Raw genomic sequence first — 22,046 nt, 5'->3', positions numbered from 1 at the left:
CCTCCAGTTATCAGCTAACATAGAATAATTAGGTAGATGAATAGTCGACTCGTGGCGAGGAGTGGCCGTGGACTTCGGGCTGACCGACGAGCAGGATCTGTTGCGCGCGACGGCACGGCAGTTCGTCGCCGATGTGTGCCCGGCCGAGAAGGCCAAGGAATGGGACGAGGAGGGTGTCGTACCGCCCGAGTTGTTCCGGGGCATGGCCGAGCTGGGGTGGTTCTCTCTTCCGTTCAGTGAGGACGAGGGCGGTGACGGCGGCGGGCCGCTCGAACTCATCCTGATCGCCGAGGAGTTGGGGCGGGCGAGTTTCGATGTGGCCATGTGCTACATCGGGGTGCTCATCCCCGGGATCACCGTGTTCCGATGGGGCGACGAGACGCAGCGCGCGTTCATCCGTGAGCAGGTGATGACGGGCCGCCACCGGCTCGCCGTCGGCCTCAGCGAGCCGGACAGCGGATCGGACGCCGCGGCGCTGCGCACCACCGCCGAGGACCACGGCGACCACTTCCTCGTGCGCGGCCAGAAGGCCTGGTGCACGGGCGGGGGGCTGCCCGACACGACCATCGCGACCTATGTGCGCACGGGGCCGCGCGAGCCCAAGCACGGCGGTATCAGCCTGCTGCTCGTCGATCCGTCGACGGAGGGCGTCGAAGTGCGCCGGACGCCGACGCTGGCCCGGCACATCCTCGGCACGAACGAGATCTTCTTCAACGACGCCCTCGTGGCGAAGGAGAACCTCGTAGGTCCGCGCGACGAGGGCTGGAAGGTCATGCTCTCCAACATCGAGCTGGAGAAGGTGATCATCAGCGGGGGGTATCTGGGCGCCGCACAGGCCACGCTGGACGAGATGCTGGAGTACGCCCGTACCCGGCACGCCTTCGGCCGCCCGATCGGCAACTTCCAGGCGCTCGCCCACGCCATGGCCGACCTGCAGACCGAGATCGACTCCGCCCGGCTGCTCGCCTACCGCGCCGCGTGGCTGCTGGCACAGGGGAAGCCCTGCACGCGGGAGGGCTCGATGGCGAAGCTGAAGGGGTCGGAGACGTATGTGGCGGCGGCCCGGCTCGGGATGCAGGTCTGCGCGGGGCACGGTTTCTCCACGGAGAGTGTGATGAGCTTCCGGTACCGGGAGTCGATCGTCGCCACGATCTCCGGCGGGACCAGCCAGATCCAGCGGAACGGCATCGCCCGCAGCATGGGCCTCAGATCTTATTGATGGAGCTCACCACAGCCCGGGACGTGGTCGAGTGCGGCACCACGTCGTGGTCCTTCAGCCCGCCGCCGAACACCCACACGCCGGCGTCCTTGGCCTCCTGGCCGACGCGGACCAGGAAGATGTCCTGGCTGGGCTTCTTCGCGCCGGGCTGTGCGGACTTCGGCATGGAGCGGCACGGCCGGTTGCCGGTCGGTGTGTTGGATGACGCTCTCACGTCTCTCCTGCGTGCTGACCCTGTCTGCGCCGTCATTCCAGCAGGCGCTTGACAGCTCTACCTGAACGGGGCCGGGGCGTGGCCCGGGATCAGTTCCCTCCTTGGACTTGCGCGCGGAAACTGATCGGTTTACGGTGATGGAAACCGATCAGTTTTCTCTACGGGTTCCGGAGTGCATGATGACGACAAATCGGCCGGTGGCGCTTGTGACGGGTGCCTCCTCCGGCATCGGGAAGGAAACCGCGCTGGCGCTGGTCGCGGCCGGGTTCGAGGTGGTCGGCACGAGCCGCGACACCTCGCGCGTCACCCCGCTCGGCGGTGTGTCGTTACTCGACCTGGACGTGGCCAGCGACGCGTCGGTCACCGCTGTGGTCCAGCAGGTGGCCGACCGGTTCGGACGGATCGACGTCCTGGTCAACAACGCCGGTACGGGCCTGATGGGTGCGGCCGAGGAGAACTCCCTCGCGCAGGCCCAGGTCGTCTTCGACGTCAACGTCTTCGGTGTGATGCGCATGGTGAAGGCAGTCCTGCCGCACATGCGCGCCCGGGGACGCGGACGCATCATCAACATCTCCTCCGTGGTCGGCTTCCTCCCCTCGCCTTACATGGCCGTCTACTCCGCGTCCAAGCATGCGGTCGAGGGGTACTCCGAGTCCCTGGACCACGAGGTCCGTGAGCACGGCGTCCGGGCGCTTGTCGTCGAACCCGCCCACACCAGCACCGGGTTCGAGGCCAACAGCCCGCGGCCCGACACACCCCTGGAGGTCTACGCGGACCAGCGGCGCGCCGTCGACCGCATGATGGAGGCGGCGATCAAGGACGGCGACGACCCCGCCGTCGTGGCCAAGGTGATCGTCGCGGCAGCGACCGACCCGAAGCCGAAGCTCCGCTACACCGCCGGTCCCCTCGCCGGACGCGCCAGCACACTGCGCCGCATCGCTCCTGCGGGGATCTTCGACAAGCAGATCCGCAAGATGAACCAGCTGGCCGGCTGACACCCGCCGCGGTCAGCGGGGCGATGCGTGCCTGACGCTGACGGTGTGGCTGGAAGGTGCGGGTTCGGCACGTTGGGGCAGATCATGTCCGGCGTCGGCTGCGTGTGAAGGGCGACCCCGCGCGCGGCGAGACCTGTCGGCAACCCGAGAAGTCGTACGGGGGCAGACCCGCCGCCGTGGCCCAGATCGTCGACGGCCCGGACGAATTCCTCGGCCGAACTCTCAGCGTTCTCGGCGAGCTCTCGGTCCTCGTCCACACCGACGCCGCCCCGCCCGCATGCCGATCTTCGGCGCCGTCGACTTCGCCGCCGCCCTCTGCCGGGCCGGCCGCTTCCTCGGCTACCGGGTCACGGTCTGCGACGCCCGTCCCGTCTTCGCCACTCCCGCGCGCCGCACGCCCGAACCGCGATCCGCGTCCTCACCCGCGACGCCAAGCTCGCCATCCGCCTGCCGCGCAACGAACTCGAGGAGGACCGGACCGACGGGCTGCCGTTCTGTACCCGGCGACTGCGCGAGTGCTCCAGGTCGGCGCCCGCTGGTTGGGCTGGGGCCGCGCAACCGGCGAGCCACGCTGCACCCGCGAGGGCGACCGCCTGATCGGCCTCGGGCACGAGTACCAACTCGGTGCTGTTCCGGGCCTGATGGCGATGCGCGCGCGGGTCGTCACGCAACTCTCACGTCGTCCGTCCCGGTGTCCGGACGGCTGGAAACACCCGTGCCCGTCGGAGGGTCGCCGCCGAGTCGAGAGGTCTACCGCTCTTCCGAGGCGCGCACGCGCCGAGGGCTGAACGTACCGCGGAGTCCGTCCCGCAATGATGCCGTGCGGTCTCCTTCTGACGCAGTCGTGCTTGTCGAGACCGGAGTAAGTCATGAATGGAACCGCCCCCTTCCGCGTCCTGCGCGCGAAGCCCCTGTGGATCGCCAGCGGTGTGATCACAAGTCTCCTGGCGTTGCTCTTCACCGTGCTGTATGTCGGTGCCAACGTCGATCCGGTCGATCACCTGAAGAAACTGCCCGTCGGTCTGGTCAACGCCGACAAGGGAGCCGCTGTCGGTGGCAAGCAGGTCAACCTGGGGGCGCAGATCACCGAGTCGATCGCGAAGTCCACCACTGGCGGAGACAAGATCGACTGGAAGGTGATGGACGAGAAGGAGGTGCGGGAGGAGCTCGGCAAGGGCAAGCTGTTCGGTGCGCTCGTCGTCCCTGCCGACTTCACCTCCTCGGTCACCGCACTGACCGGCACCACGGCCACCGGGACCCCGGTTCGTCCGACGCTGACGGTGCTGACCAACCAGTCCGCCGGCAGCATGGGCTCCGGCCTGGCGCGGACGGCGACGACGCAGGCGGCCGAGAACGCCTCGCTCCAGGCGGGCAAGGAGCTGACCGCGCAGAACGCGGCCGGGCGGGCGAAGCTGCCCGCCGCGGCGCGCGTCCTGCTCGCCGATCCGGCCGCCGTCACGGTCGAGGACGGCCATCCGCTCGACTCGCACAGCGGCCTGGGCATGACGGCGTTCTACTACGCGCTCGCCCTGGTGGTCTGCGGCATGCTCTCCGCCAATGTGATCAGCGGTCAGGTCGACCACGCCCTCGGCTACACCCACAACGACTTGGGCCCGATACGCCTGCACCGCCCGCTGATCCGGGCGACCCGGGTGCAGACCCTCGCCATCAGCAGCACTGTGATGATCGGTCTGTCCCTGCTGATGGGAACCCTGGTCATGGTCGGGGCGGTCGGCGTCATGGGGATGCATGCCGCCCATCTGCCGCTGCTGTGGCTGTACTCGGTGTGCGCCATCGCGGTCTCCGGGATCGGTGCGCTCGCCCTCCTCGCCGTCTTCGGCACGCCCGGCATGCTGGTGGTCACGCTGGTCTTCATCGGGATGGCGGTGCCGACGGCCGGCGCCACCACCCCCATCGAGGCGCTGCCCGGCTTCTACCGCTTCCTCGCGGAGTTCGAGCCACTGCGGCAGATCACCGACGGTCTCCGCTCGATCCTCTACTACGACGCCCAGGCCGACGCCGGTCTGACGCGGGGCTGGCTCATGATGGCTGTCGGGCTCATGGCGGCCGCGCTGTTCGGCTTCGGCGTGACGGGCTGGTACGACCGCAAGGGGCTGCATCGCATCCCGGCCGAGAAGAAGCCCGAGGGGACTGTCATCCCGACGTAGCGGAGACACCGGTAAACCGATCGGTTTTCATTTCCCGAAAACCGAGTTAGCCTCCCACCATGACGACAGAGGTGAAGGCGACTCCCCGAGAGCGGCTGCTGGAGGCGGCGGCCACGCTCGCCTACCGCGAGGGCGTCAGTATCGGCGTCGATGCGTTGTGCAAGGCGGCGGGTGTGTCGAAGCGCTCGATGTACAAGCTGTTCGAGAGCAAGGGTGAGCTGCTGGCCGCGAGTCTGGAGCGACTGGCCGCTTCCTACGCGGTCTGTCTCCTGCCTGAGGCGGACGATCGGCGTTCGGCTCGTGAGCGGGTCCTGCACGTCTTCGAGCAGCTGGAGTCGCGGGCGGGTGCGCCTGGGTTCCAGGGCTGTGCCTACCTGGCTGTGCAGATCGAGCTCAAGGATCAGAGTCACCCCGCGAGCCGGGTGGCCCGGCGGGTCAAGGGCCACCTGAAGGCCTTTTTCCGAGCCGAGGCCGAACGGGGTGGGGCGAGCGACCCGGATCTGCTGGCCCGGCAGCTGATGCTGGTCTTCGACGGCGCCAGTGCCCGCGCGGGCATCGGCGCCGAGACCCTGGCAGGGCTCATCGCGCCCACTGCGGTCACGCTGCTCGATGCGGCCGACATGCGCTGACGCATCGCCTCTGCGAGGAGGCTCGAGGTGACCGATGTGCTCTTCGAGGCTGCGGGAGTGGCACGACTCGCTTCAGGTGCCGTAGGCGGTCCGTGAGGGGGTACCGCAACCGCGGCCGCGGTTGCGGCGGCGTTCTTCCGGCGGCTCCCCCGGGCGCATGGGCCCTTGTCTCGACACCACTGGATGCCGACCGCCCTGAGTCAGGGCTTGCGCTCGGAAACCGATCGGTTTACAGTGGTGGAAACCGATCGGTTTCTCATCTGTGGAGGCAGTCATGACCGCACTCAAAGGCGCAAACGTCCTCGTCACCGGCGGCAGCCGTGGCATAGGCAAGGCACTGGTGGAGGAGCTCTATGCGCGCGGCGCCGGCAAGGTCTACGCCACGGCCCGCGACCCGCGCGGCGTGACGCATCCCGACGCCGTCCCGGTGGCGCTGGAAGTCACCGACCCGGCCTCCGTGGCGGCGGCCGCCGCACAGGCCGACGACGTGACCGTACTGATCAACAACGCCGGTGCGTCGGTCGGCGCGTCCTTCCTCGACTCCCCGGTCGACGACGTGCGCCGGGAGTTCGAGACCAACTTCTACGGCCCGCTGCTTCTCGCCCGGGCCTTCGTGCCGGTCATCGAGCGCAACGGCGGCGGTCACCTCCTCAACGTGCACTCCGTGCTGTCCTGGCTGGCCATCGGCGGCTCCTACAGCGCCTCCAAGGCCGCCCTGTGGTCGCAGACCAACTCCCTGCGCCTGGAGCTGCAGCCGCGTGGCATCGCCGTCACCGGACTGCACGTGGGATACGTGGACACGGACCTGACGGCCGGCGTCGACGCACCCAAGTCCGACCCTCGCGACATCGCCGCGCTCGCCCTCGACGGCGTCGAGGCGGGAGCGTACGAGGTGCTCGCCGACGACATCTCGCGGCAGGTCAAGACGGGCCTGGCCGGCGACCTGGCAGGACTGTATCCCCAGCTGGCGAAGTAGGTCGCGGATCACAGCCAGGGCCATGGCCGCGCGCCATCGGCGTCACGGCCCTCGCTGCCGCACCGCGACCAGATCACCCATGCGCAGTTCGGACACAGGGAGTCGGAGCGATGCCCGCACCAGTGTCACGTCCCACGATCCACATCTCGGGGACCACCAGCCACACCCTCGCGGGTGGGCCCGGTGATCGCCGGGGTGGAGCCCAAGCCTGGCCTCCGCAAGATCCTGCAGGGCGGCCTTGTCGACAAGAGGGCGCTGCGGGAGGACTACGTGGACGAGTTCCTCCAGGTGGGCGGTCGCCGCGGCGCCTGCTGAACGCGGTGGCGTGAGCGCCCCGAGAGTGCCGTAGCCACCCCCATCCGGGGGTGGTGCCTGAGGTGGACCCGACTCGACCATGACGAGTGAAGACGTCGTGGCACGCAAAGGAGCAGCGCATGACGGAGATTCAGATCGAGTTCGATGTCCCGGCGGAGATGCGGGACGGCACCGTGCTGCGCGCGGACGTCTACCGGCCCGGCGGCAACGGACCGTGGCCGGTGCTGCTGAGTCGGCTGCCGTACGGCAAGCACACGCCCATGATGGTCGTCATGCTCGATGCCGTGGCGGCGGCCCGGCGTGGCTTCATGGTGGTCGTCCAGGACACCCGTGGCCGGTTCGCCTCCGAGGGGGAGTGGGAGCCGTGGACGTACGAGGAGAGCGACGGGTACGACACCGTACGGTGGGCTGGTGCCCTGCCCGGTTCGAACGGCTCCGTCGGCATGATCGGCGGCAGCTACTTCGGTAACACCCAGTGGATGGCGGCGCTGTCGAAGCCGCCGGAGCTGAAGGCGATCGCGCCGATGATCACGTGGTCCGATCCGGACGACGGGCTGTGGACGCGCGGCGGTGCGATCGAGCTCGGCCTCAGCGTGCCCTGGTCGCTCCTGCAGGGGGCCGACACCCTGATGCGCCGACACAGCACCGACCTTGAAGGTCTCGTGAACGGCATCACCGGGCTCATACAGGACTTCGACGGTCTGGCGAGCGGCGGTTACGGGGAGCTGCCCGCCGGGCGGTTCCCTGCGTTCGCCCGGCACGACCTGCCCGAGCTGGGCTACGAGCGTTCCCGGCGCGAGCCCGAGTGGGCGGCTTCCTGCCGGGTCGCGGGCCGGCACGGCGAGGTCGATCTGCCCACCTTCCAGGTCGGCGGCTGGTTCGACATCTTCGGCCAGGGCACGCTCGACAACTTCACCGCCATGCGCCGCGCCGGCCGGTCCGCCACGCTGGTGATGGGCCCGTGGTCCCACACCAACTGGCGGCATGTGGTCGGGGACGTCAACTTCGGGTTCGCCGCGAACTCCGACTTCATGGGCATGCGCGGACGTCTGCACGACATGCAGCTCGACTGGTACCAGCGCACGCTCGGCGACGGCGAGCCGCTGGAGCCGGACACGGGCAACGTGCTGCTGTTCGTCATGGGCATCAACCAGTGGCGCGAGGAGACGGAATGGCCCCTGTCGCGGGCGGTGGACACGGACTTCCACCTGCGCGCGGACGGAAGCCTGACGCAGGAGCCGCCGTCCACCGCCGAGCAGGCCGAGGAGTTCACCTACGACCCCATGGACCCGGTACCCACCACCGGCGGCGCGCTCCTCATGGGTGGCGGGCTCCTGGGGACCGACGAGTTCCGTCCCGGGCCGCTCGACCAGACGGCCGTGGAGGCGCGCGATGACGTCCTGGTCTTCACCACCGAACCGCTCACCGAAGACGTCGAGGTGACCGGCCGCGTCCGGGCGGTGCTCTTCGCGGCCACCGACGGACCCTCGACCGACTGGGTGGCCCGTCTGTGCGACGTCGACGAGAACGGCGTCTCCCGCAATGTGACCGACGGCATCGTGCGGGTCCGCGCGGCGACACCGGGTGAGCCGGCCGAGCACGTCGTGGACCTGTGGTCGACCAGCATCGTCTTCCGGGCGGGGCACCGGATACGGGTCCAGGTCACCTCCAGCAACTTCCCCCGCTGGGACCGCAACCTCAACACGGGCGAACCCGAGGAGAACGCGACCACCGCCCGAGTGGCCCGGCAGCAGGTCTTCCACGACCTCGCCCGGCCGTCCCGCATAGTCCTGCCCGTGGTGGTTCCGGCCTGACAAGACCCGGTAGGCAGCGGGGGAGTTACCCATGGGCGACTGCTGGTCGAGGAGCTGACGAGCGCGGTGCCGGCGCAGCCCGGACGGGGGCCCCTCGTTGAGTGTGAGCGTGCTGGAACCGGGCCCAAGGCCGACGTCGAAGCGGCCATCGAGTTCGACGACTTCGCCTTCAAGCCCTCCCCGGCCCAGGAGTCCTGACCGGCCCCGGCCTGCCACCGCGCTGAACGACGGCGTCGACGCACGCCATCTCCAAGAACGGCCGCGCGCGGACCGCCGTCCCCCTGCAGGACACCCCCTGCACCCCAAAGCAGCCCAAGACGGTCGCCGACCACACCCTGGGCTTTCTGAACAACCGACCCAAACCCCCCAACCAGACAGAGGACATATCGATGTCGGAGCGCAATCCCATCCTGATCACCGGTGCAGGCGGAGCAATCGGTGGCGTGAGCCGAACGATGGTCGACATGCTGCTTGAACAAGGGCACCCGGTGCGCGCGTTCGTGCGGCGGGACGACGAACGCGCGGACTCGCTGCGTCAGGCCGGGGCCGAGGTCTTCGTCGGTGACCTGCTCAATATCGCCGACGTGACCGCCGCGCTGAAGGGTGTCCGGCGCATCTACTTCAGCATGAGCCTGTCGCCGTACTACACCGACGCCGTCAGCCTGATGGCCGCGGCGGCACGGGCCAAGGGCGACATCGAGGTCTTCGTCAACATCTCCGAGTTCGAGCAGTCCTTCATGACGGTCGAGAAGATGACCGCACCGGAGGACGAGCGGCGTGCGTGGCTCGGCGGGAACATCACGGAGTGGTCGCCGCAGCAGCGGGCCCACTGGATCGCCGAGCGGGTGCTGGAGTGGTCCGGCCTCCCGACCGTCAACATCCGGGGGGCCATGTTCGTAGAGAACCCCCTGATGACCTGGCTGGCGCTGGAGCCGCTGAGCAAGGGTGAACTGCGCCTTCCCTTCGGCCACCACCGGCTCGCGCCCGTCGCGGGATACGACGTGGCGGAGGTGGCCGCGAAGATCCTGGCCGACCCGGCGCCGCACATCTCGAAGTCCTACGAGCTCAACGGTCCGGAAGCGAAGGACATGCACGGGTTCGCGGAGGACTTCGCGGCCGTGCTGGGACGCGAGGTCGTCTACGTTCCCGAAGACATCGAAACCTGGAACGAGACCTTCGTGGACAGCAACCTGGCCGAGTATCCGCACACCGCGGCGCACCTGAAGACCCTGACCCGGCTGATGGGCGGCGGCGGGTACCGCGGTGTCACCGACCAGCTGGAAACCCTGCTCGGGCGCCCGCCGAAGACCGTGCGGTGGGCGCTGGAGAATCATCCGCGCATCCAGGAGCTGGCGGCTGCCCTGAGCAACTGAGCCGCCCGGAGCAGCACCATGACGCCCCACCGGCGTCCTCCGCCTGAGGACGCCGGTGGGGCGCACCCGGTTGAGGGCGGAGCGGCCCTTCAACACCGGCCGCCACACACCCGCCGTAGGCCAGGCCCGTGGTCTTCTGCCTGCGTACGTGGCGTATCGCCGCAGGGCGCCGCCTGACCTCACGGTCAGGCGGCGCCCTGCGGCGGGATGAGTTGCCCCGAAGTGGATCAGAGCTCCAGGACCAGGCGGTCGCCCTTGGCTCGGGAGACGCAGATCATCATGGTGTTGCCCGCGGCGCGATCCTCGTCGTTCAGGACCGAGTCGCGGTGGTCGATCTCCCCGGACAACACCGTCGTCTCGCAGGTTCCGCAGATTCCCTCCTCGCACGAGGTCATCACCGGCACACCGGCATTTTCGACGGCCTCAAGGATGGACATGTCCTCTGAGATCTTCAGTGTCTTGCCGGACTGGGCCAGTTCGACCTCGAAGGTCGTGAGCGGGCCGGCGGTGACGTCCTTCTTCGGGGCGAAGCGCTCCAGGTGCAGGGCTCCGCTCGGCCACTTCTCGCAGCCGGATTCGACCGCCGCGAGCAGCGGTTCCGGACCGCAGCTGTAGACGGCTGTCTTCCGTTGCGGTTTGCCGAGCAGCGAAGGCAGGTCCAGCAGCCCGTATTCATCCTGCGGCCGCAGGCTCACCCGGTCGCCGTAGGCCCGCTGCAGAGTCTCGCCGAACGCCATCGAAGCCCGGGTGCGGCCCCCGTAGACGAGGCGCCAGTCGGCGCGGCTCGCGTGGACGGCTGCCACCATGGGCAGGATGGGGGTGATCCCGATTCCGCCTGCGATGAACAGGTAGTTCTTGGCCTTCACGAGCGGAAAGTGGTTGCGTGGCCCGCGAATGCGCACCGACTCACCTTCCGTGAGCACGTCGTGCACGTAACTCGACCCGCCGCGGCTTTCCGGTTCACGCAGCACCGCGACCTGAAGACGGGACCGGTCCCCCGGGTCCCCGCACAGTGAATACTGCCTGACCAGGTCGGCTCGCAGTATCAGGTCGATGTGTGCTCCCGGCTGCCATTCCGGCAGCGGACGGCCTCGCGGGTCGCGCAACGTCAGCAGCACGACACCTTCGGCGATCGTTTCCTTACGTTCCAACACGAGGTCGAGCTCGACTTCCGTGCTGAGAGTGCTCATGACCGGCCTTCCATTTCTTACAGTGATGATTCGGTGAGGGGTTCTGACGGGAACTGATGGGTCCTTTTCCGGCCGATCAGGACGGGAAGCAACGGCCGAAGTCGCGCAGCAGTCGGGGGGATCCCTGCAGCTTGATCTGGCGACGCACCAGTGCCCACGCCAACAGCGAAGGCTTGCTGAGGAAACGCAGCCAGGTCCGCGTATCGGCGGTGATCCTGAGATCCGGTTCACCGTGATGTCCGTCGGCGACATCGAGTTCGCGGTCGCGGATGGTCACGGTGATCTGCCGGGATTCGTCGCCGGTGAAGGTGAAATGGTAGGTGGCGGACATGTCCTTGGCCTGTTCGCGCTGAAAGATCAGCGGCAGGCCTTCCACCAGGCCGTCGATGCTGTTCGCTCGCAGGCTCATCGCTACATGCTTCGTGCGCTTGTGCGGGAACCGGGCGGCCACATGCTGCTCGGCGTCGGAACCCGGGACGACGTAGACGGTCTCTTCCTTGTCCAGCAGTGGGCGCACGACCTGGGTCAGATGTGCCTTGCGATCGTCCAGCCAGGGGCCGATGACGTCCTCGCCGGCCGGGCAGACCGACATGCAGTAGGCCGCCTTGTAGTTGGCGCCGAAGGACAGGCTCTGCCACATCGAGGCGCTCTCGCTGTCGCTCACTCGCGCCCGGTAGTCATGGGCGTTACGGCTTTCTGCGACCTGCTCGGCCCAGTCGCCGAAGCCACCCATGAACTCGCGGTAGTTGTGCGTGTAGCAGGCGGAGAAGTTGAAATGACCGTCGGAGGCGATCGCCCCGGTCGGGCAGGCTGTCACGCACAGCTTGCATTCCAGGCAGGGGTTGTACTCGATAGGCCGGGTGTATTCGCTGACCTCGGCGTCGATGAGGATGGTGCCCAGCAGGATGAAGTTGCCGAATTTGGGGTGGATGACGTTGCGGTGGATGCCCATCTTGCCGAGCCCCGCTGCCACGGCGACGGGCTTGTGCGAGACGACCCACGCCTTCCTGGGGAACTTGTCCATCTCCATCGGAAAGCCCATCGCGGGGTTGATGGCGCGCACGCCCGCCGCTTCCAGCTTGCCCACCACGTGCCGGCCGACCTCGTTGGAGTGGTCGCCGGTGTGATGGAACTCCAGGTTGGCGACCGAGCGCGCAGGAGTGCGGACGTTCTCCCGGTTCATTCGGGACACGATGCTGATCAACGTTCGGACACCCGGCAGCGCGGCGTCCAGGTCCTCTCGCTGGTCGGCGATGTCCGGCCGGCCGATCTCGACGAAGCCGACGTCGTCCGCACCCGCGTCGAGACACAGCTGGCGCAGCCACGACGCATCCAGCGGCTCGGCGGGCCGGACGGCGGTGCGGTCGCGTCGGCGGGCTTGGACGACGGTGGGATGGTCTTCGAGCTTTTTCTTGGCCATCGAGCGTCACCTCACGGGGGTGGGCTTACAAGTTTCATGAAGCAACTCGCACCCTAGTCGTCGAGAGTTTCGTGAAGCAACTTGGTGGTGTCGAGTCGTGATCCACCTGTACTGAGACGCCGCAGCGGGGCGGGCCGCGGACGGCGCGCGGATCATCCCTGTGCTGAGCAAAGTACGGGTCCGCCGACCCGTCGGCCGCCCCGCACCGGTCCGGACGACGGGTCGAACCGGAGACGGCGCGTAGTCGGCCCGCGGAAAGCACGGGTGACCCGTCCGTCAGTCGCGACGCAGGCCCTCTGCGGGGAGAGGAACATCGTTGAGTGTCTGATCGACACTCACGGCATGGATGTCAGGCCTGGGAGTCGGTGAGCGCCGGGCCGGGAAGCAGGAGAACGGCGTCCGGGCCCACCGCTTGTCCGCATTCGGTGCACACGAGCTGTTCCCGAACGTTGCCCCCGCACCCCACGTGGCTGGTGATCCTCGGCGGGCCGGCCGGATCCGCGGCGTGCTCATCGCCCCAGTGCATCAAGGCGAGCACGGCGGTGAGCAAGTCCTGGGCCTTGCTCGTCGGCCGGTACTCATAGCGGGCGGGCCGCTCCTGATAGCAGACCCGATCCAGCAGTCCCTCGTCGACCAGCTTGGTGAGGCGGTTCGTCAGCACATTGCGGGCGATGCCGAGGCTGTCCTGAAACTCCTCGAACCGGCGCAGCCCGAGCTGCGCGTCGCGAATGATCAGCAAGGTCCAGCGCTCGCCCACAACCTCCAGAGTCCGGGCGATGGAGCACAGCTGATTGTCGTATGTCTGGCCCAACATGCTGTGAATCTAGCACGTTGCTCCACGCAACTGACGGACTCGGGGGTCGGGCGCCGGACAGTCCGGTCGGTGCTCACCCCACACTTCGCGGCCTTTGGGCTCGACACTCCCAGGCTCGGTGCCGCCGAGGCCGGAGTACACGAAGTCGACGAGGCGCAGGTCCTCCGTCGATGATGTGAGTCGGCATTGATCACGGCACAGAAGTGTTGAACCACGCGACTGAGTTGACTGAGTTGGTGAACACGTCGTTCGACCGGGAGCGGACCGGCCCTCACGTGGAGCCGGACGCCCCAGCGGAAAGGAACCGTCCATGGACGAGCAGGGTGAACATTTCGACGTCGTTGTACTCGGCGCGGGACCTGGCGGATATGTGGCCGCCATCCGGGCTGCCCAGCTGGGCAAGCGGGTGGCGGTCGTGGAGGAGAAGTACTGGGGCGGCGTCTGCCTGAACGTGGGCTGCATTCCCACCAAGGCCCTGCTGCGTAATGCCGAACTCGCCCACGTCTTCACCCGTGAGGCGAAGACCTTCGGCATCAAGGTCGACGGACAGGTCTCCTTCGACTACGGGGAGGCCTACCGCCGTAGCCGGAAGGTCGCGGACGGCCGGGTCAAGGGCGTCCACTACCTGATGAAGAAGAACAAGATCACGGAAATCAGCGGTCGCGGCACGTTCCTCGACCCGCACGCGCTCCAGGTGGCCGACTACGACGGGAACACCCGCACGATCGGCTTCGATCACTGCATCATCGCCGCTGGGGCGACCCCCAAGCTGCTGCCCGGCACCCGCCGTACATCGCGCGTGGTGACATTCGAGGAGCAGATCCTCGCCGAGGACCTGCCGCAGTCGATCGTCATCGCGGGCGCCGGGGCCATCGGCATCGAGTTCGCCTACATCCTGCACAACTACGGCGTGAAGGTCACCGTCGTCGAGTTCCTGGACCGGGTCGCCCCACTGGAGGACATCGAGGTCTCCGCTGAACTCGCCAAGCAGTACCGCAAGTTGGGCATCGACGTACTGACCTCGACCCGCGTCGAGTCGATCGACGAATCCGGTCCGCAGGTGCGGGTCACCGTCACCGCCAAGGACGGGGCTCAGCAGGTCCTGGAGGCGGACAAGGTCCTGCAGGCGATCGGCTTCGCGCCGAACGTCACCGGTTACGGGCTGGAGAACACGGGAGTGCGGGTCACCGATCGCGGCGCGATCGACGTCGACGGCCGCTGCCGCACCTCCGTTCCGCACATCTACGCCATCGGTGACGTCACCGCGAAGCTGATGCTCGCGCACGCCGCCGAGGCGATGGGCGTCGTCGCCGCCGAGACGATCGCGGACGCGGAGACCATGGAGCTGGACTACGCGATGATCCCGCGCGCCACCTTCTGCCAGCCGCAGATCGCCAGCTTCGGCTACACCGAGGCGCAGGCGAGGGAGAAGGGCTTCGACGTGCGGGTGGCGAAGTTCCCGTTCACCGCGAACGCCAAGGCACACGGCCTGGGCGATGCGACCGGCTTCGTGAAGCTGATCAGCGACGCCAAGTACGGCGAGCTCCTCGGCGGCCACCTCATCGGCCCGGACGTCACCGAACTGCTGCCCGAGCTGACTCTGGCCCAGCAGTGGGACCTCACGGTCCACGAGGTCGCTCGCAACGTCCACGCCCACCCCACCCTCGGCGAGGCGGTCAAGGAAGCCGTACACGGCCTCGCGGGTCACATGATCAACATGTAGCGATCACCGCCATGCCCTGACCGGCCTCGTCTCCTACCGCGACGCCCCGTCCGCGTCCTGTCCTGCCAGCCACTCCTGGTGCCGGGCGAAGTGGCCCGGGTCCCGGGTCACCCAGATCCCGGAGGCCCGGGCCAGGACGGCGCGCGTCGGCAGGAGCACCATCTCGCCCGCGATGTACCAGCGCCTGCCCTCCCGCTTCTCCACCCAGGCCCGGACCTCCAGCGGCCGTTCCACGGGCACCGGCTTCACGAAGCTGACGGTCAGTTCCGCCGTCACGCTCAACACCCGGTGCAGCAGCGGCAGATGGCCGAGACAGTCGTCCAGGACGGCGGCGGTCCAGCCGCCGTGCGCGACCTCGGGCCCGCCCTCCTGGTCACGCGGACAGGACAGCTCGAACCACGCCGCCCCGTCCTCGTCGAGCCGCTCGCGCTCCACCCCCAGCCGGCAGGACCCGGCGGCGCGGCACGCCCCGCACAGGGCCACCCCGCCCGGGGTCCGGGGCGGCTCCTGGAAGTCCGCCCCGGCCCAGGGCCCCGTCGGTGTCGTCGCGGACATGGTGTGACTCCTCTTGTCGGGCATCGGGGGGGGCCGACCCGCGCGGGGCCGGCATCGGAGTGTCAGAGATCGGCGAGCAGCGGGCGCAGCTTCCCCGCGATGAGCTGGACCTGGCGGGCCACCATGTCCTCGGGCATCCCGGCCAGCGAGGCCCACAGGAACACCCCCTCCACCGGCAACCCTGCCACGTACGCCCGGATGGCGTCGGCGGTCTCCTGCGGGGTGCCGTACAGGAACTGGCCGACGCCGGTCGCGCTCAGCCCCGTCTCCCGCCACTTCTCGGGGTCGATGGGGCGGGGGGCCGGCTGATCGGTCCCCTCGACCATGTAGCGGCGGTAGCTGTTCCACTGGTACGCGAGGTGTGTGCGGACCACCGGCCAGTCGCCCTCGGGGTCCTCGGTGACGAACGTGGTGAACGAGCCCTGCATCCGGGCCGCCGACACGTCGTATCCGCTCTCGGCGAGGCCTTCCCGGTACGGCGTCAGGAGCGCCGGGTTGAGCGACAGCAGCCCGGTGCCGAGCCGGCCGGCCCGTCTGGCGCCCTGCGGTCCCTGGTAGCCGAGCCAGATCGGCAGCGGGTTCTGGACCGGGCCGGGGGTGACCAGGGACTCGGCCCACAGGGCGCGGATGTCGCGTACCCGCTGGTCGGTCGTGGTGTAGCGCTTGGTGAGGTCGGCCCCGTACAGCCGGTACTCGGGCACCCGGTAGCCGGTACCCAGCCCGAGGTCGAGGCGGCCGTCGCTGATGATGTCGACGATCGCGGCCTGTTCGGCGATCTCGGGGGCCGCGTGCAGCGGTGCCGGGACGACCGCGGTGCCCAGGCGTACGTGCCGGGTGCGGGCGGCGGCAGCGGCCGCCATGGTGAGCGGCTGGGGGAGGTAACCGTCCTCGAAGCCGTGATGTTCGGAGAACCAGACCGAGTCGATGCCCAGCCGGTCCGCCTCCTCGCACATCTCCAGCGCGAAGCCGTACACCCGTGACCAACTCCGCTGCCACGGCGGGGGGTTGCGCATATCGAAGTAGATGCCCACCTTCATGCCGGGCTGCCTCCTGTGGTGTTGTCCGCCAGCCGGATCGTCGCGTGTGCGACGGCGACTCCGTCCCCGGGTGGTAGAAGTCGTACGGGGCGCAGTTCCAGCGCCTCGATCTCGGGGTGGTCCTCGACCATCGCCGAGATCCGCAGGACGGTCTCCTCCAGGGCCGCGAGATCCACCCCCGGCCCGCCCGCCCGGCCGTCCAGCAGGGGGGCCGCCCGCAGTGAGCGGACCATCTCCCGGGCGTCGCGGTCGCTGAGCGGAGTGACGCGGTGCGCGACGTCCGCCATGAGGTCGGCGTAGTCCCCGGTGAGGCCGAAGGAGACCACCGGACCGAAGACCGGGTCGGCGCCGACGGAGAGGAACGCGTCCGGGCCCGCGCCCGGGCCTGTCTCGCGCAGAGCGATCCCGTACGAGGCCAGCAACTCGGCGGTGACCGCCGCCGGGAGCGGGCCGGGAGCGCCGGCCGCGATCAGCGAGCGGGCGCGCTCGGTGTCGACGCCGGCGAGATCCGGGACAACGCCCGCGGGGGTGCTGCGCCAGGCCTGGTAGGCCGCCGCGTGGCCGAGCGAGGCGGCCGCCGCCTCGGGGAACGTGTACGTCGGTACCACCAGGTCACCCCGGTGCAGGAGATCGGCGACGCCCGCACCGCCGAGGAAGCTGGCCACCACCGGCTTGTCGGGCCGGGCCGCGGCGGCGTCGAGGATCGCCGACGCCACCTCGTCGGGCTTGTCCGCCAGCGGGGGCATGAACAGGACGACGGCCGCGTCGATGTCGTCGTCGGCCAGGACCGCGTCCAGTGCCTGCCGGTACTGGGCGGCCGTGGCCGTGGGGGTCAGGTCGATCGGGTTGGCGACGTCGGCATGGGGCGAGAGGGCGGAAGCGAGCCGCTGCCGGGTGTGCTCGCCGAGTGCGGGTACGCGCAGACCGCTCGCCGCGCAGGCGCCGACCGTCAGCGCCGCGGGCCCGCCCGCGTTGGTGATCACGGCGACCCGGTCGCCGGGCGGGGGCGGCTGGTGGGCGAGGAGAAGGGCGACGTCGAACAGTTCCTGGAGGCTGCGGGTGCGGATCACGCCGGACTGGGCGAACAGTGAACTCACCGCCGAGTCCGCGTGACCCGGATGCACCGCGACGATCGGCTTGCGCGGCGCGATCCGGCGGGCGATGCGGGCGAACCGGCGGGGATTGCCGAAGGTCTCGACGTGCAGCAGGATCACCGAGGTCGCCGGGTCCTCCTCCCACCACTGCAGCAGGTCGTTGGTGGACACGTCCACCGCGTGCCCCACCGAGACGAACCCGGAGAAACCGAGCCGCAGTCGCTTGGCGAAGTCGAGCACCGCGAGCCCCAGCGGCCCGGACTGGCTGGACATCGCCACCCGGCCCGGCGCCGGCAGGGCGGGCGAGAAGGTCGCGGCCAGCCGCGCCGCGGGGGTCGTGTTGACGACGCCCATGCAGTTCGGGCCCACCAGGCGCATCCCGGAGGCACGGGCGAAACGGGCCAGGTCGAGTTCCGCGGCCCGTCCGTCGGTTCCCGTCTCCCCGAAGCCCGACGAGACGACGACCACCGCCTTGACCCCGGCCTCCGCGCACTCCCGTACGACCCCGGGCACGGCCCCGGCCCGTACGGCCACCAGGGCCAGGTCCGGCGCCTCGGGAAGGTCGCGCACCCCGGCGTACGCCCGTACCCCGGCGATCTCGTCGGCCCGTGGGTTGACCGGGAACACGCTGCCGTCGAAGCCGCCCCGCAGCAGGTTGGCCACGATCTCGTGGCCGATCGTCAGCGGGTCGCGGTTGGCGCCGATCACGGCGACCGACCGTGGTTCGAGCAGGGGCCGCAGGGAACGCCGTACGGCCGTGTGCTCGCGGCGCTCGGCCCGCGCGACGGCCAGGGCCTGCGGGTCGATGGCGATCTCGAAGTGGATGATCTGGCCGGGCGGGCCGGTCTCGATCCGGTAGCCGGAGCCGAGGAAGACGTTGATCATCCGGGTGTTGTCGGCGAGGACGTCGGCCTCCAGCACCCGGATGCCCCGGGCACGCGCGGCGGCGGCGATGTGCTCCAGGAGCAGCCGGCCGAACCCCTCGCTCTGGTGGTCGTCCCGGATGGTGAAGGTGACCTCGGCGTGCTCCGGGTCCTCCGGGTCGCGGACGTAGCGGACCAGTCCGGCGATCTCGTCGCCGGCCAGGGCGACGAGGGCCAGTTCGTTGAGGTAGTCCACGTGCGCGCCGCGCCGGATGACGTCGTCGCGGGCGCGGACCACCGGGCCGAGGGAACGGTAGGCGAGGGTGGCCCGGGACAGGCTGCCGACGAAGGCGACCAGGCGGTCGGCGTCCTCGGGCCGGATGGGCCTGAGGAACGTCGACCGTCCGGTCCTGACGAGTCCGGGCCGTTCCAGGTCGTCGGGATACGAGGGGTACGGGGGAGTGGTCACCGTCGGTTCGCCTTGCTGCCGCTCAGACGGCCGCTTCCTGGGGAGTCTGCTCCGGCAGCCGGAAGAGCTCGTTGAACGTGCCGCGCGTGACACGCTCGCGGATGTCGTCGGACACGCCGTCGAACAGGTCGTGGAGGGTGGACTGGGTGTGCCCGTACGTGCCTTCGAGGTGGGGGTAGTCGTCGCCCCACATCACGTTGCGGTAGCCCGTCGACTCGACGATCTCCACCGAGCTCTTGTCGTGCTGGAAGGAGGCGTACACCTGCTGCCTGATGATCTCGCTGGGCAGCCGGCTCAGCTTGGGCCGGACGAACATGCCGTGCTGGCGGTACGCCTCGTCCATCCGGTCCCCGATGGCGGGCACCCAGCCTGCGCCGCCTTCAGCGATGAGGATCTTGAGGTCCGGGTGACGGTCCAGGGCGCCGCCCGCGACCAGGTGGGACACCACCCGCATGCCCGGGTAGGTCGTCTCCATGTAGTTGACGACCGCGCCGCCGGGTCCGCGGAAGACGACGTTCTGTCCGCCCGTGCCGATGTGGAAGCCGAGCACCATGCCCGCCCGCTCGGCCGCGGTCCACAGCGGCTCCCAGCGGTCGAGGGCGTACTCCTCGCCCTCCCGTGTCGAGCACGGGAGGAAGACACACTGGAAGCCCATCTCCGCCGCCCGCTCCAGCTCGGCGACCGCGTCGTCGATGTCGGCGGTCGAGACACAGGCGGTGGTGATGACGCGCTTGTTCTTGCTGAGGATCTCCTCGTGCGCCCAGTCGTTCCAGGCCCGTACGGTCTCCCGGGCGAGCTCCCGGTCGGTGATCGACACCAGCCAGAACCCCATGGACGGGAAGGCCAGTTGGCCCCACACGCCCTCCTGGTCGAGGTCCTTGAGGCGGACCTTCAGATCCCAGGCGCCCGGCGGGCGCATCGCGTCCATGAAGTCGCCGAGCTGGCGGTCGATGCGTTCGCCGTCGATGTAGAGCATCTCGTACTTCTCGCCGCGCTCGCTGCGGGGGGCCCGGGCGCCGAGCCGCGCCGACAGCCTCTCGGTCCACACATCGGCGGGTTCCATCACGTGCGAGTCCCCCGAGTTGACCCAGATCTTCGACATGACGCTCCTTCGGGTCAATGGATGTAATCAGTTAGCGATTTTAGTGGTATGGCTGGTCGAAGGGAAGGCCGGGGTGCGAAAGATCGGCTCCGGGCGCGGGAGGTCAGCTCCGGCGTCGCTCGATCTCGTCCGCCAGCTGCGGCAGCACCTCGAAGAGGTCCCCGACCACGCCGTGGTCGGCGAGTTCGAAGATGGGGGCGTCGGCGTCCTTGTTGACGGCGACGATGGTCTTGGACGTCTGCATGCCCGCCCGGTGCTGGATCGCCCCGGAGATTCCGGCGGCGAGGTAGAGCTGCGGGGAGACCTGGGTGCCGGTCTGCCCGACCTGGTGGCTGTGCGGGTACCAGCCCGCGTCCACGGCGGCACGGGACGCCCCGACGGCCGCGCCCAGCAGGTCGGCGATGCGCTCGATGACGGCGAAGTTCTCCGCGCCGTTCACTCCCCGGCCGCCGGAGACCACGATGTCGGCCTCGGTCAGCTCCGGACGGTCGCCACGCTCGCGTGGGGTGCGGGACAGCACCTTGACGGCGGTGGAGGCCGGCCCGAAGGCGATGTCCTGCTTGTCGATGACGGGGTCGGTGGGGGCGGGCTCGGGGGCGACGGCGTTCGGCTTCACCGTGATGACGGGCACGCCTTGCGTGATGTGCGCGGTGACCTGGTAGGTCGCCGCGAAGGCCGACTGCTCGGTGACGGGGCCGTCCGCCCCGGCGGTGACGTCGACGGCGTCGGTGATGAGCCCGGAGCCGAGCCGGAGCGCGACCCGGGCGGCGGTCTCCTTGCCGTCCGGTCCCGACGGCAGCAGGATCGCCGCCGGGCCGGTGCGCTCGGCGATCTGGGTGAGGGCGTCGACGGCCGGGGTGACGAGGTACTCGTCGACCTCGGGGGCGTCCACGACGTAGACCTTGCGCGCGCCGTACCGGCCGAGGGCCGCGGCGGCGAAGTCGGCGCCCTGCCCCAGGAAGACGGCCGAGGGTTCGCCCAACCTGCGTGCCAGGGTGAGCAGTTCGAGGGTCGGCTTGCGTACGGCGCCGTCCGTGTGGTCGACGAGGACCAGGATCTCGGCCACGGTGATGCAACTCCTTCGGGACGGGGGATGATCTTCCTGCTTCAGGTGAGCTTCTCGGCCAGGTGAGCTTTTTGGCCAAGTGAAGTTCTTGGTCGGATGAACTTCTTGGTCAGATGAACTTCTTGGCGGTGAGGAACGCGGCCAGTACGGTGCCGCCGCTGCCGTCGTCGGCGAGGATCTCGCCCTTGCTGCGGGGCGGGCGCCTGGTCGCGGTGTCCACGGCGGATCGCGCCCCGGCCGGGCCCACCTGCGCGGCCTCGATCCCGAGGTCGTCCAGGTCAAGGGTCTCCAGCGGCTTCTTCTTCGCGGCCATGATCCCCTTGAAGGAGGGGTAACGGGCGTCCCCGGAGCGGTCGGTCACCGACACGACGGCCGGCAGGGTGCCCTGGATCCGTACGGTCGCGCCGTCGCCCTCGCGACGGCCCGTCACCGTTCCGTTCTCGACCGCCAGGTCCTCCAGGTGGGTGACGGCGGGGACGCCGAGCCGCTCGGCCAGCAGTGCCGGTACGACACCCATGGTGCCGTCCGTCGAGGCCATCCCGCACAGGACGAGATCGAAGCCGTTCCGTTCGATCGCCTTGGCCAGGACGAGTGACGTACCGAAGGCGTCGCTGCCCTCGAGGTCGTCGTCGCTCACATGGACCGCCGAGTCACCGCCCATGGCCAGCGCCTTGCGCAGCGCGTCCTTGGCGTCGTCGGGGCCGACCGTGAGGTAACTGATCTCGGCGTCGTCGTCCGACTCCGCGATCCGCAGGGCCTGCTCGACCGCGTACTCGTCGAGTTCGGACAGCAGTGAGTCGACCGATTCCCGGTCGGTGGTGCCGTCCTCGGTGAAGGTGCGGTCCGCAGTGGCGTCGGGCACGTGCTTCACGCAGACAACGATCTTCACAGTGCACGCTCCAGGCGCTTCCGAAGGTGTAATGAGTGCTAATAGTTAACTATATAGACCGGCGGGATGCGAGTCCTCATCTTGATTCCGTCGAATTAGTTGACTGATTGCGCTGATAGCT

General features: G+C 69.2%; 18 protein-coding genes and 2 pseudogenes. 10 read left to right on the top strand and 10 right to left on the bottom strand.

From position 1 onward, the window contains the following. Window positions 1-67: 67 nt before the first annotated feature. Window positions 68-1,219: an acyl-CoA dehydrogenase family protein gene (locus JIX56_RS01775; protein ID WP_257536966.1), complete on the top strand. Its 1,152-nt coding sequence runs from the start codon at window positions 68-70 to the stop codon at window positions 1,217-1,219. Here the strand turns inward: JIX56_RS01775 and JIX56_RS01770 are convergent. Then, window positions 1,206-1,433: a hypothetical protein gene (locus tag JIX56_RS01770; RefSeq protein ID WP_257536965.1), complete on the bottom strand. Its 228-nt coding sequence runs from the start codon at window positions 1,431-1,433 to the stop codon at window positions 1,206-1,208. The two genes, JIX56_RS01775 and JIX56_RS01770, sit on opposite strands and share 14 nt — an antisense overlap. Before the next feature lie 179 nt (window positions 1,434-1,612). Between JIX56_RS01770 and JIX56_RS01765 the strand changes: the two genes are divergently transcribed. From JIX56_RS01765 to JIX56_RS01730, 8 genes and pseudogenes are all read left to right on the top strand, one after another. Then, window positions 1,613-2,428 (top strand): oxidoreductase, encoded by an 816-nt coding sequence (locus JIX56_RS01765; protein WP_257550696.1) that lies wholly within the window; start codon window positions 1,613-1,615, stop codon window positions 2,426-2,428. A gap of 268 nt (window positions 2,429-2,696) precedes the next feature. Continuing rightward, a pseudogene (locus tag JIX56_RS01760) lies at window positions 2,697-2,819 on the top strand (XdhC family protein); the annotation flags it as partial. Window positions 2,820-3,297: 478 nt separating this feature from the next. Beyond that, the gene (locus tag JIX56_RS01755) at window positions 3,298-4,596 is read left to right on the top strand and encodes an SNG1 family protein (RefSeq protein ID WP_257536964.1); all 1,299 of its coding nucleotides are present in this window, start codon (window positions 3,298-3,300) and stop codon (window positions 4,594-4,596) included. A 59-nt stretch (window positions 4,597-4,655) separates the two neighbouring features. Beyond that, window positions 4,656-5,225 (top strand): TetR/AcrR family transcriptional regulator, encoded by a 570-nt coding sequence (locus JIX56_RS01750; RefSeq protein WP_257536963.1) that lies wholly within the window; start codon window positions 4,656-4,658, stop codon window positions 5,223-5,225. 274 nt (window positions 5,226-5,499) lie between these two features. After that, complete coding sequence (locus tag JIX56_RS01745; protein ID WP_257536962.1) at window positions 5,500-6,201, top strand: SDR family oxidoreductase; 702 nt, start codon at window positions 5,500-5,502, stop codon at window positions 6,199-6,201. Between the two features lie 162 nt (window positions 6,202-6,363). Next, window positions 6,364-6,507, top strand: a pseudogene (locus tag JIX56_RS01740) (alpha/beta fold hydrolase); the annotation flags it as partial. A gap of 128 nt (window positions 6,508-6,635) precedes the next feature. Continuing rightward, window positions 6,636-8,330 (top strand): CocE/NonD family hydrolase, encoded by a 1,695-nt coding sequence (locus JIX56_RS01735; protein WP_257536960.1) that lies wholly within the window; start codon window positions 6,636-6,638, stop codon window positions 8,328-8,330. A gap of 464 nt (window positions 8,331-8,794) precedes the next feature. Beyond that, window positions 8,795-9,703 (top strand): NAD(P)H-binding protein, encoded by a 909-nt coding sequence (locus tag JIX56_RS01730; protein WP_443031738.1) that lies wholly within the window; start codon window positions 8,795-8,797, stop codon window positions 9,701-9,703. Between the two features lie 227 nt (window positions 9,704-9,930). Here JIX56_RS01730 and JIX56_RS01725 read toward each other — a convergent pair whose 3' ends face one another. From JIX56_RS01725 to JIX56_RS01715, 3 genes are all read right to left on the bottom strand, one after another. Next, window positions 9,931-10,893, bottom strand: coding sequence for a PDR/VanB family oxidoreductase (locus JIX56_RS01725; RefSeq protein WP_257536958.1), 963 nt, complete (start codon window positions 10,891-10,893; stop codon window positions 9,931-9,933). A 76-nt stretch (window positions 10,894-10,969) separates the two neighbouring features. Beyond that, window positions 10,970-12,313, bottom strand: coding sequence for an SCP2 sterol-binding domain-containing protein (locus JIX56_RS01720; RefSeq protein ID WP_257536957.1), 1,344 nt, complete (start codon window positions 12,311-12,313; stop codon window positions 10,970-10,972). A gap of 349 nt (window positions 12,314-12,662) precedes the next feature. Continuing rightward, complete coding sequence (locus tag JIX56_RS01715) at window positions 12,663-13,127, bottom strand: winged helix-turn-helix transcriptional regulator (protein ID WP_257536956.1); 465 nt, start codon at window positions 13,125-13,127, stop codon at window positions 12,663-12,665. Window positions 13,128-13,437: 310 nt separating this feature from the next. On the opposite strand from JIX56_RS01715, the gene lpdA reads away from it, so the two are divergent. Next, window positions 13,438-14,850, top strand: a complete 1,413-nt coding sequence (gene lpdA, locus JIX56_RS01710; protein ID WP_257536955.1) for a dihydrolipoyl dehydrogenase — start codon at window positions 13,438-13,440, stop codon at window positions 14,848-14,850. 33 nt (window positions 14,851-14,883) lie between these two features. Here the strand turns inward: lpdA and JIX56_RS47590 are convergent, their stop codons facing one another. The 6 genes from JIX56_RS47590 to JIX56_RS01675 all read right to left on the bottom strand — a co-directional run bounded on the left by JIX56_RS47590 (window position 14,884) and on the right by JIX56_RS01675 (window position 21,907). Then, window positions 14,884-15,405 carry a PaaI family thioesterase gene (locus tag JIX56_RS47590; protein ID WP_306819814.1) on the bottom strand — a complete coding sequence of 174 codons (522 nt, stop codon included), beginning with the start codon at window positions 15,403-15,405 and terminating at the stop codon, window positions 14,884-14,886. A 62-nt stretch (window positions 15,406-15,467) separates the two neighbouring features. Next, the gene (locus JIX56_RS01695; RefSeq protein WP_306819813.1) at window positions 15,468-16,442 is read right to left on the bottom strand and encodes an LLM class flavin-dependent oxidoreductase; all 975 of its coding nucleotides are present in this window, start codon (window positions 16,440-16,442) and stop codon (window positions 15,468-15,470) included. Then, window positions 16,439-18,868, bottom strand: coding sequence for a bifunctional acetate--CoA ligase family protein/GNAT family N-acetyltransferase (locus JIX56_RS01690; RefSeq protein WP_257536954.1), 2,430 nt, complete (start codon window positions 18,866-18,868; stop codon window positions 16,439-16,441). The genes JIX56_RS01695 and JIX56_RS01690 overlap by 4 nt, the downstream gene beginning before the upstream one ends. Before the next feature lie 22 nt (window positions 18,869-18,890). Next, window positions 18,891-19,970: an amidohydrolase family protein gene (locus tag JIX56_RS01685; RefSeq protein ID WP_257536953.1), complete on the bottom strand. Its 1,080-nt coding sequence runs from the start codon at window positions 19,968-19,970 to the stop codon at window positions 18,891-18,893. Between the two features lie 103 nt (window positions 19,971-20,073). Further along, window positions 20,074-21,036, bottom strand: a complete 963-nt coding sequence (locus JIX56_RS01680; protein ID WP_257536952.1) for an electron transfer flavoprotein subunit alpha/FixB family protein — start codon at window positions 21,034-21,036, stop codon at window positions 20,074-20,076. A 109-nt stretch (window positions 21,037-21,145) separates the two neighbouring features. Next, window positions 21,146-21,907 carry an electron transfer flavoprotein subunit beta/FixA family protein gene (locus JIX56_RS01675; protein ID WP_257536951.1) on the bottom strand — a complete coding sequence of 254 codons (762 nt, stop codon included), beginning with the start codon at window positions 21,905-21,907 and terminating at the stop codon, window positions 21,146-21,148. Between the last annotated feature and the right edge of the window lie 139 nt (window positions 21,908-22,046).

Source organism: Streptomyces sp. CA-210063, from assembly GCF_024612015.1.
GTDB lineage: Bacteria > Actinomycetota > Actinomycetes > Streptomycetales > Streptomycetaceae > Streptomyces.
This window is presented reverse-complemented; position numbering and strand designations above follow the sequence as displayed.

Bases quoted from the DNA above. Each gene is read 5' to 3' on its own strand.
- JIX56_RS01765 (WP_257550696.1), top strand. From the start codon at position 1,613: ATGACGACAAATCGGCCGGTGGCGCTTGTGACGGGTGCCTCCTCCGGC.
- JIX56_RS01755 (WP_257536964.1), top strand. From the start codon at position 3,298: ATGAATGGAACCGCCCCCTTCCGCGTCCTGCGCGCGAAGCCCCTGTGG.
- JIX56_RS01750 (WP_257536963.1), top strand. From the start codon at position 4,656: ATGACGACAGAGGTGAAGGCGACTCCCCGAGAGCGGCTGCTGGAGGCG.
- JIX56_RS01745 (WP_257536962.1), top strand. From the start codon at position 5,500: ATGACCGCACTCAAAGGCGCAAACGTCCTCGTCACCGGCGGCAGCCGT.
- JIX56_RS01735 (WP_257536960.1), top strand. From the start codon at position 6,636: ATGACGGAGATTCAGATCGAGTTCGATGTCCCGGCGGAGATGCGGGAC.
- JIX56_RS01730 (WP_443031738.1), top strand. From the start codon at position 8,795: ATGCTGCTTGAACAAGGGCACCCGGTGCGCGCGTTCGTGCGGCGGGAC.
- JIX56_RS01725 (WP_257536958.1), bottom strand. From the start codon at position 10,893: ATGAGCACTCTCAGCACGGAAGTCGAGCTCGACCTCGTGTTGGAACGT.
- JIX56_RS01720 (WP_257536957.1), bottom strand. From the start codon at position 12,313: ATGGCCAAGAAAAAGCTCGAAGACCATCCCACCGTCGTCCAAGCCCGC.
- JIX56_RS01715 (WP_257536956.1), bottom strand. From the start codon at position 13,127: ATGTTGGGCCAGACATACGACAATCAGCTGTGCTCCATCGCCCGGACT.
- lpdA (WP_257536955.1), top strand. From the start codon at position 13,438: ATGGACGAGCAGGGTGAACATTTCGACGTCGTTGTACTCGGCGCGGGA.
- JIX56_RS47590 (WP_306819814.1), bottom strand. From the start codon at position 15,405: ATGTCCGCGACGACACCGACGGGGCCCTGGGCCGGGGCGGACTTCCAG.
- JIX56_RS01695 (WP_306819813.1), bottom strand. From the start codon at position 16,442: ATGAAGGTGGGCATCTACTTCGATATGCGCAACCCCCCGCCGTGGCAG.
- JIX56_RS01685 (WP_257536953.1), bottom strand. From the start codon at position 19,970: ATGTCGAAGATCTGGGTCAACTCGGGGGACTCGCACGTGATGGAACCC.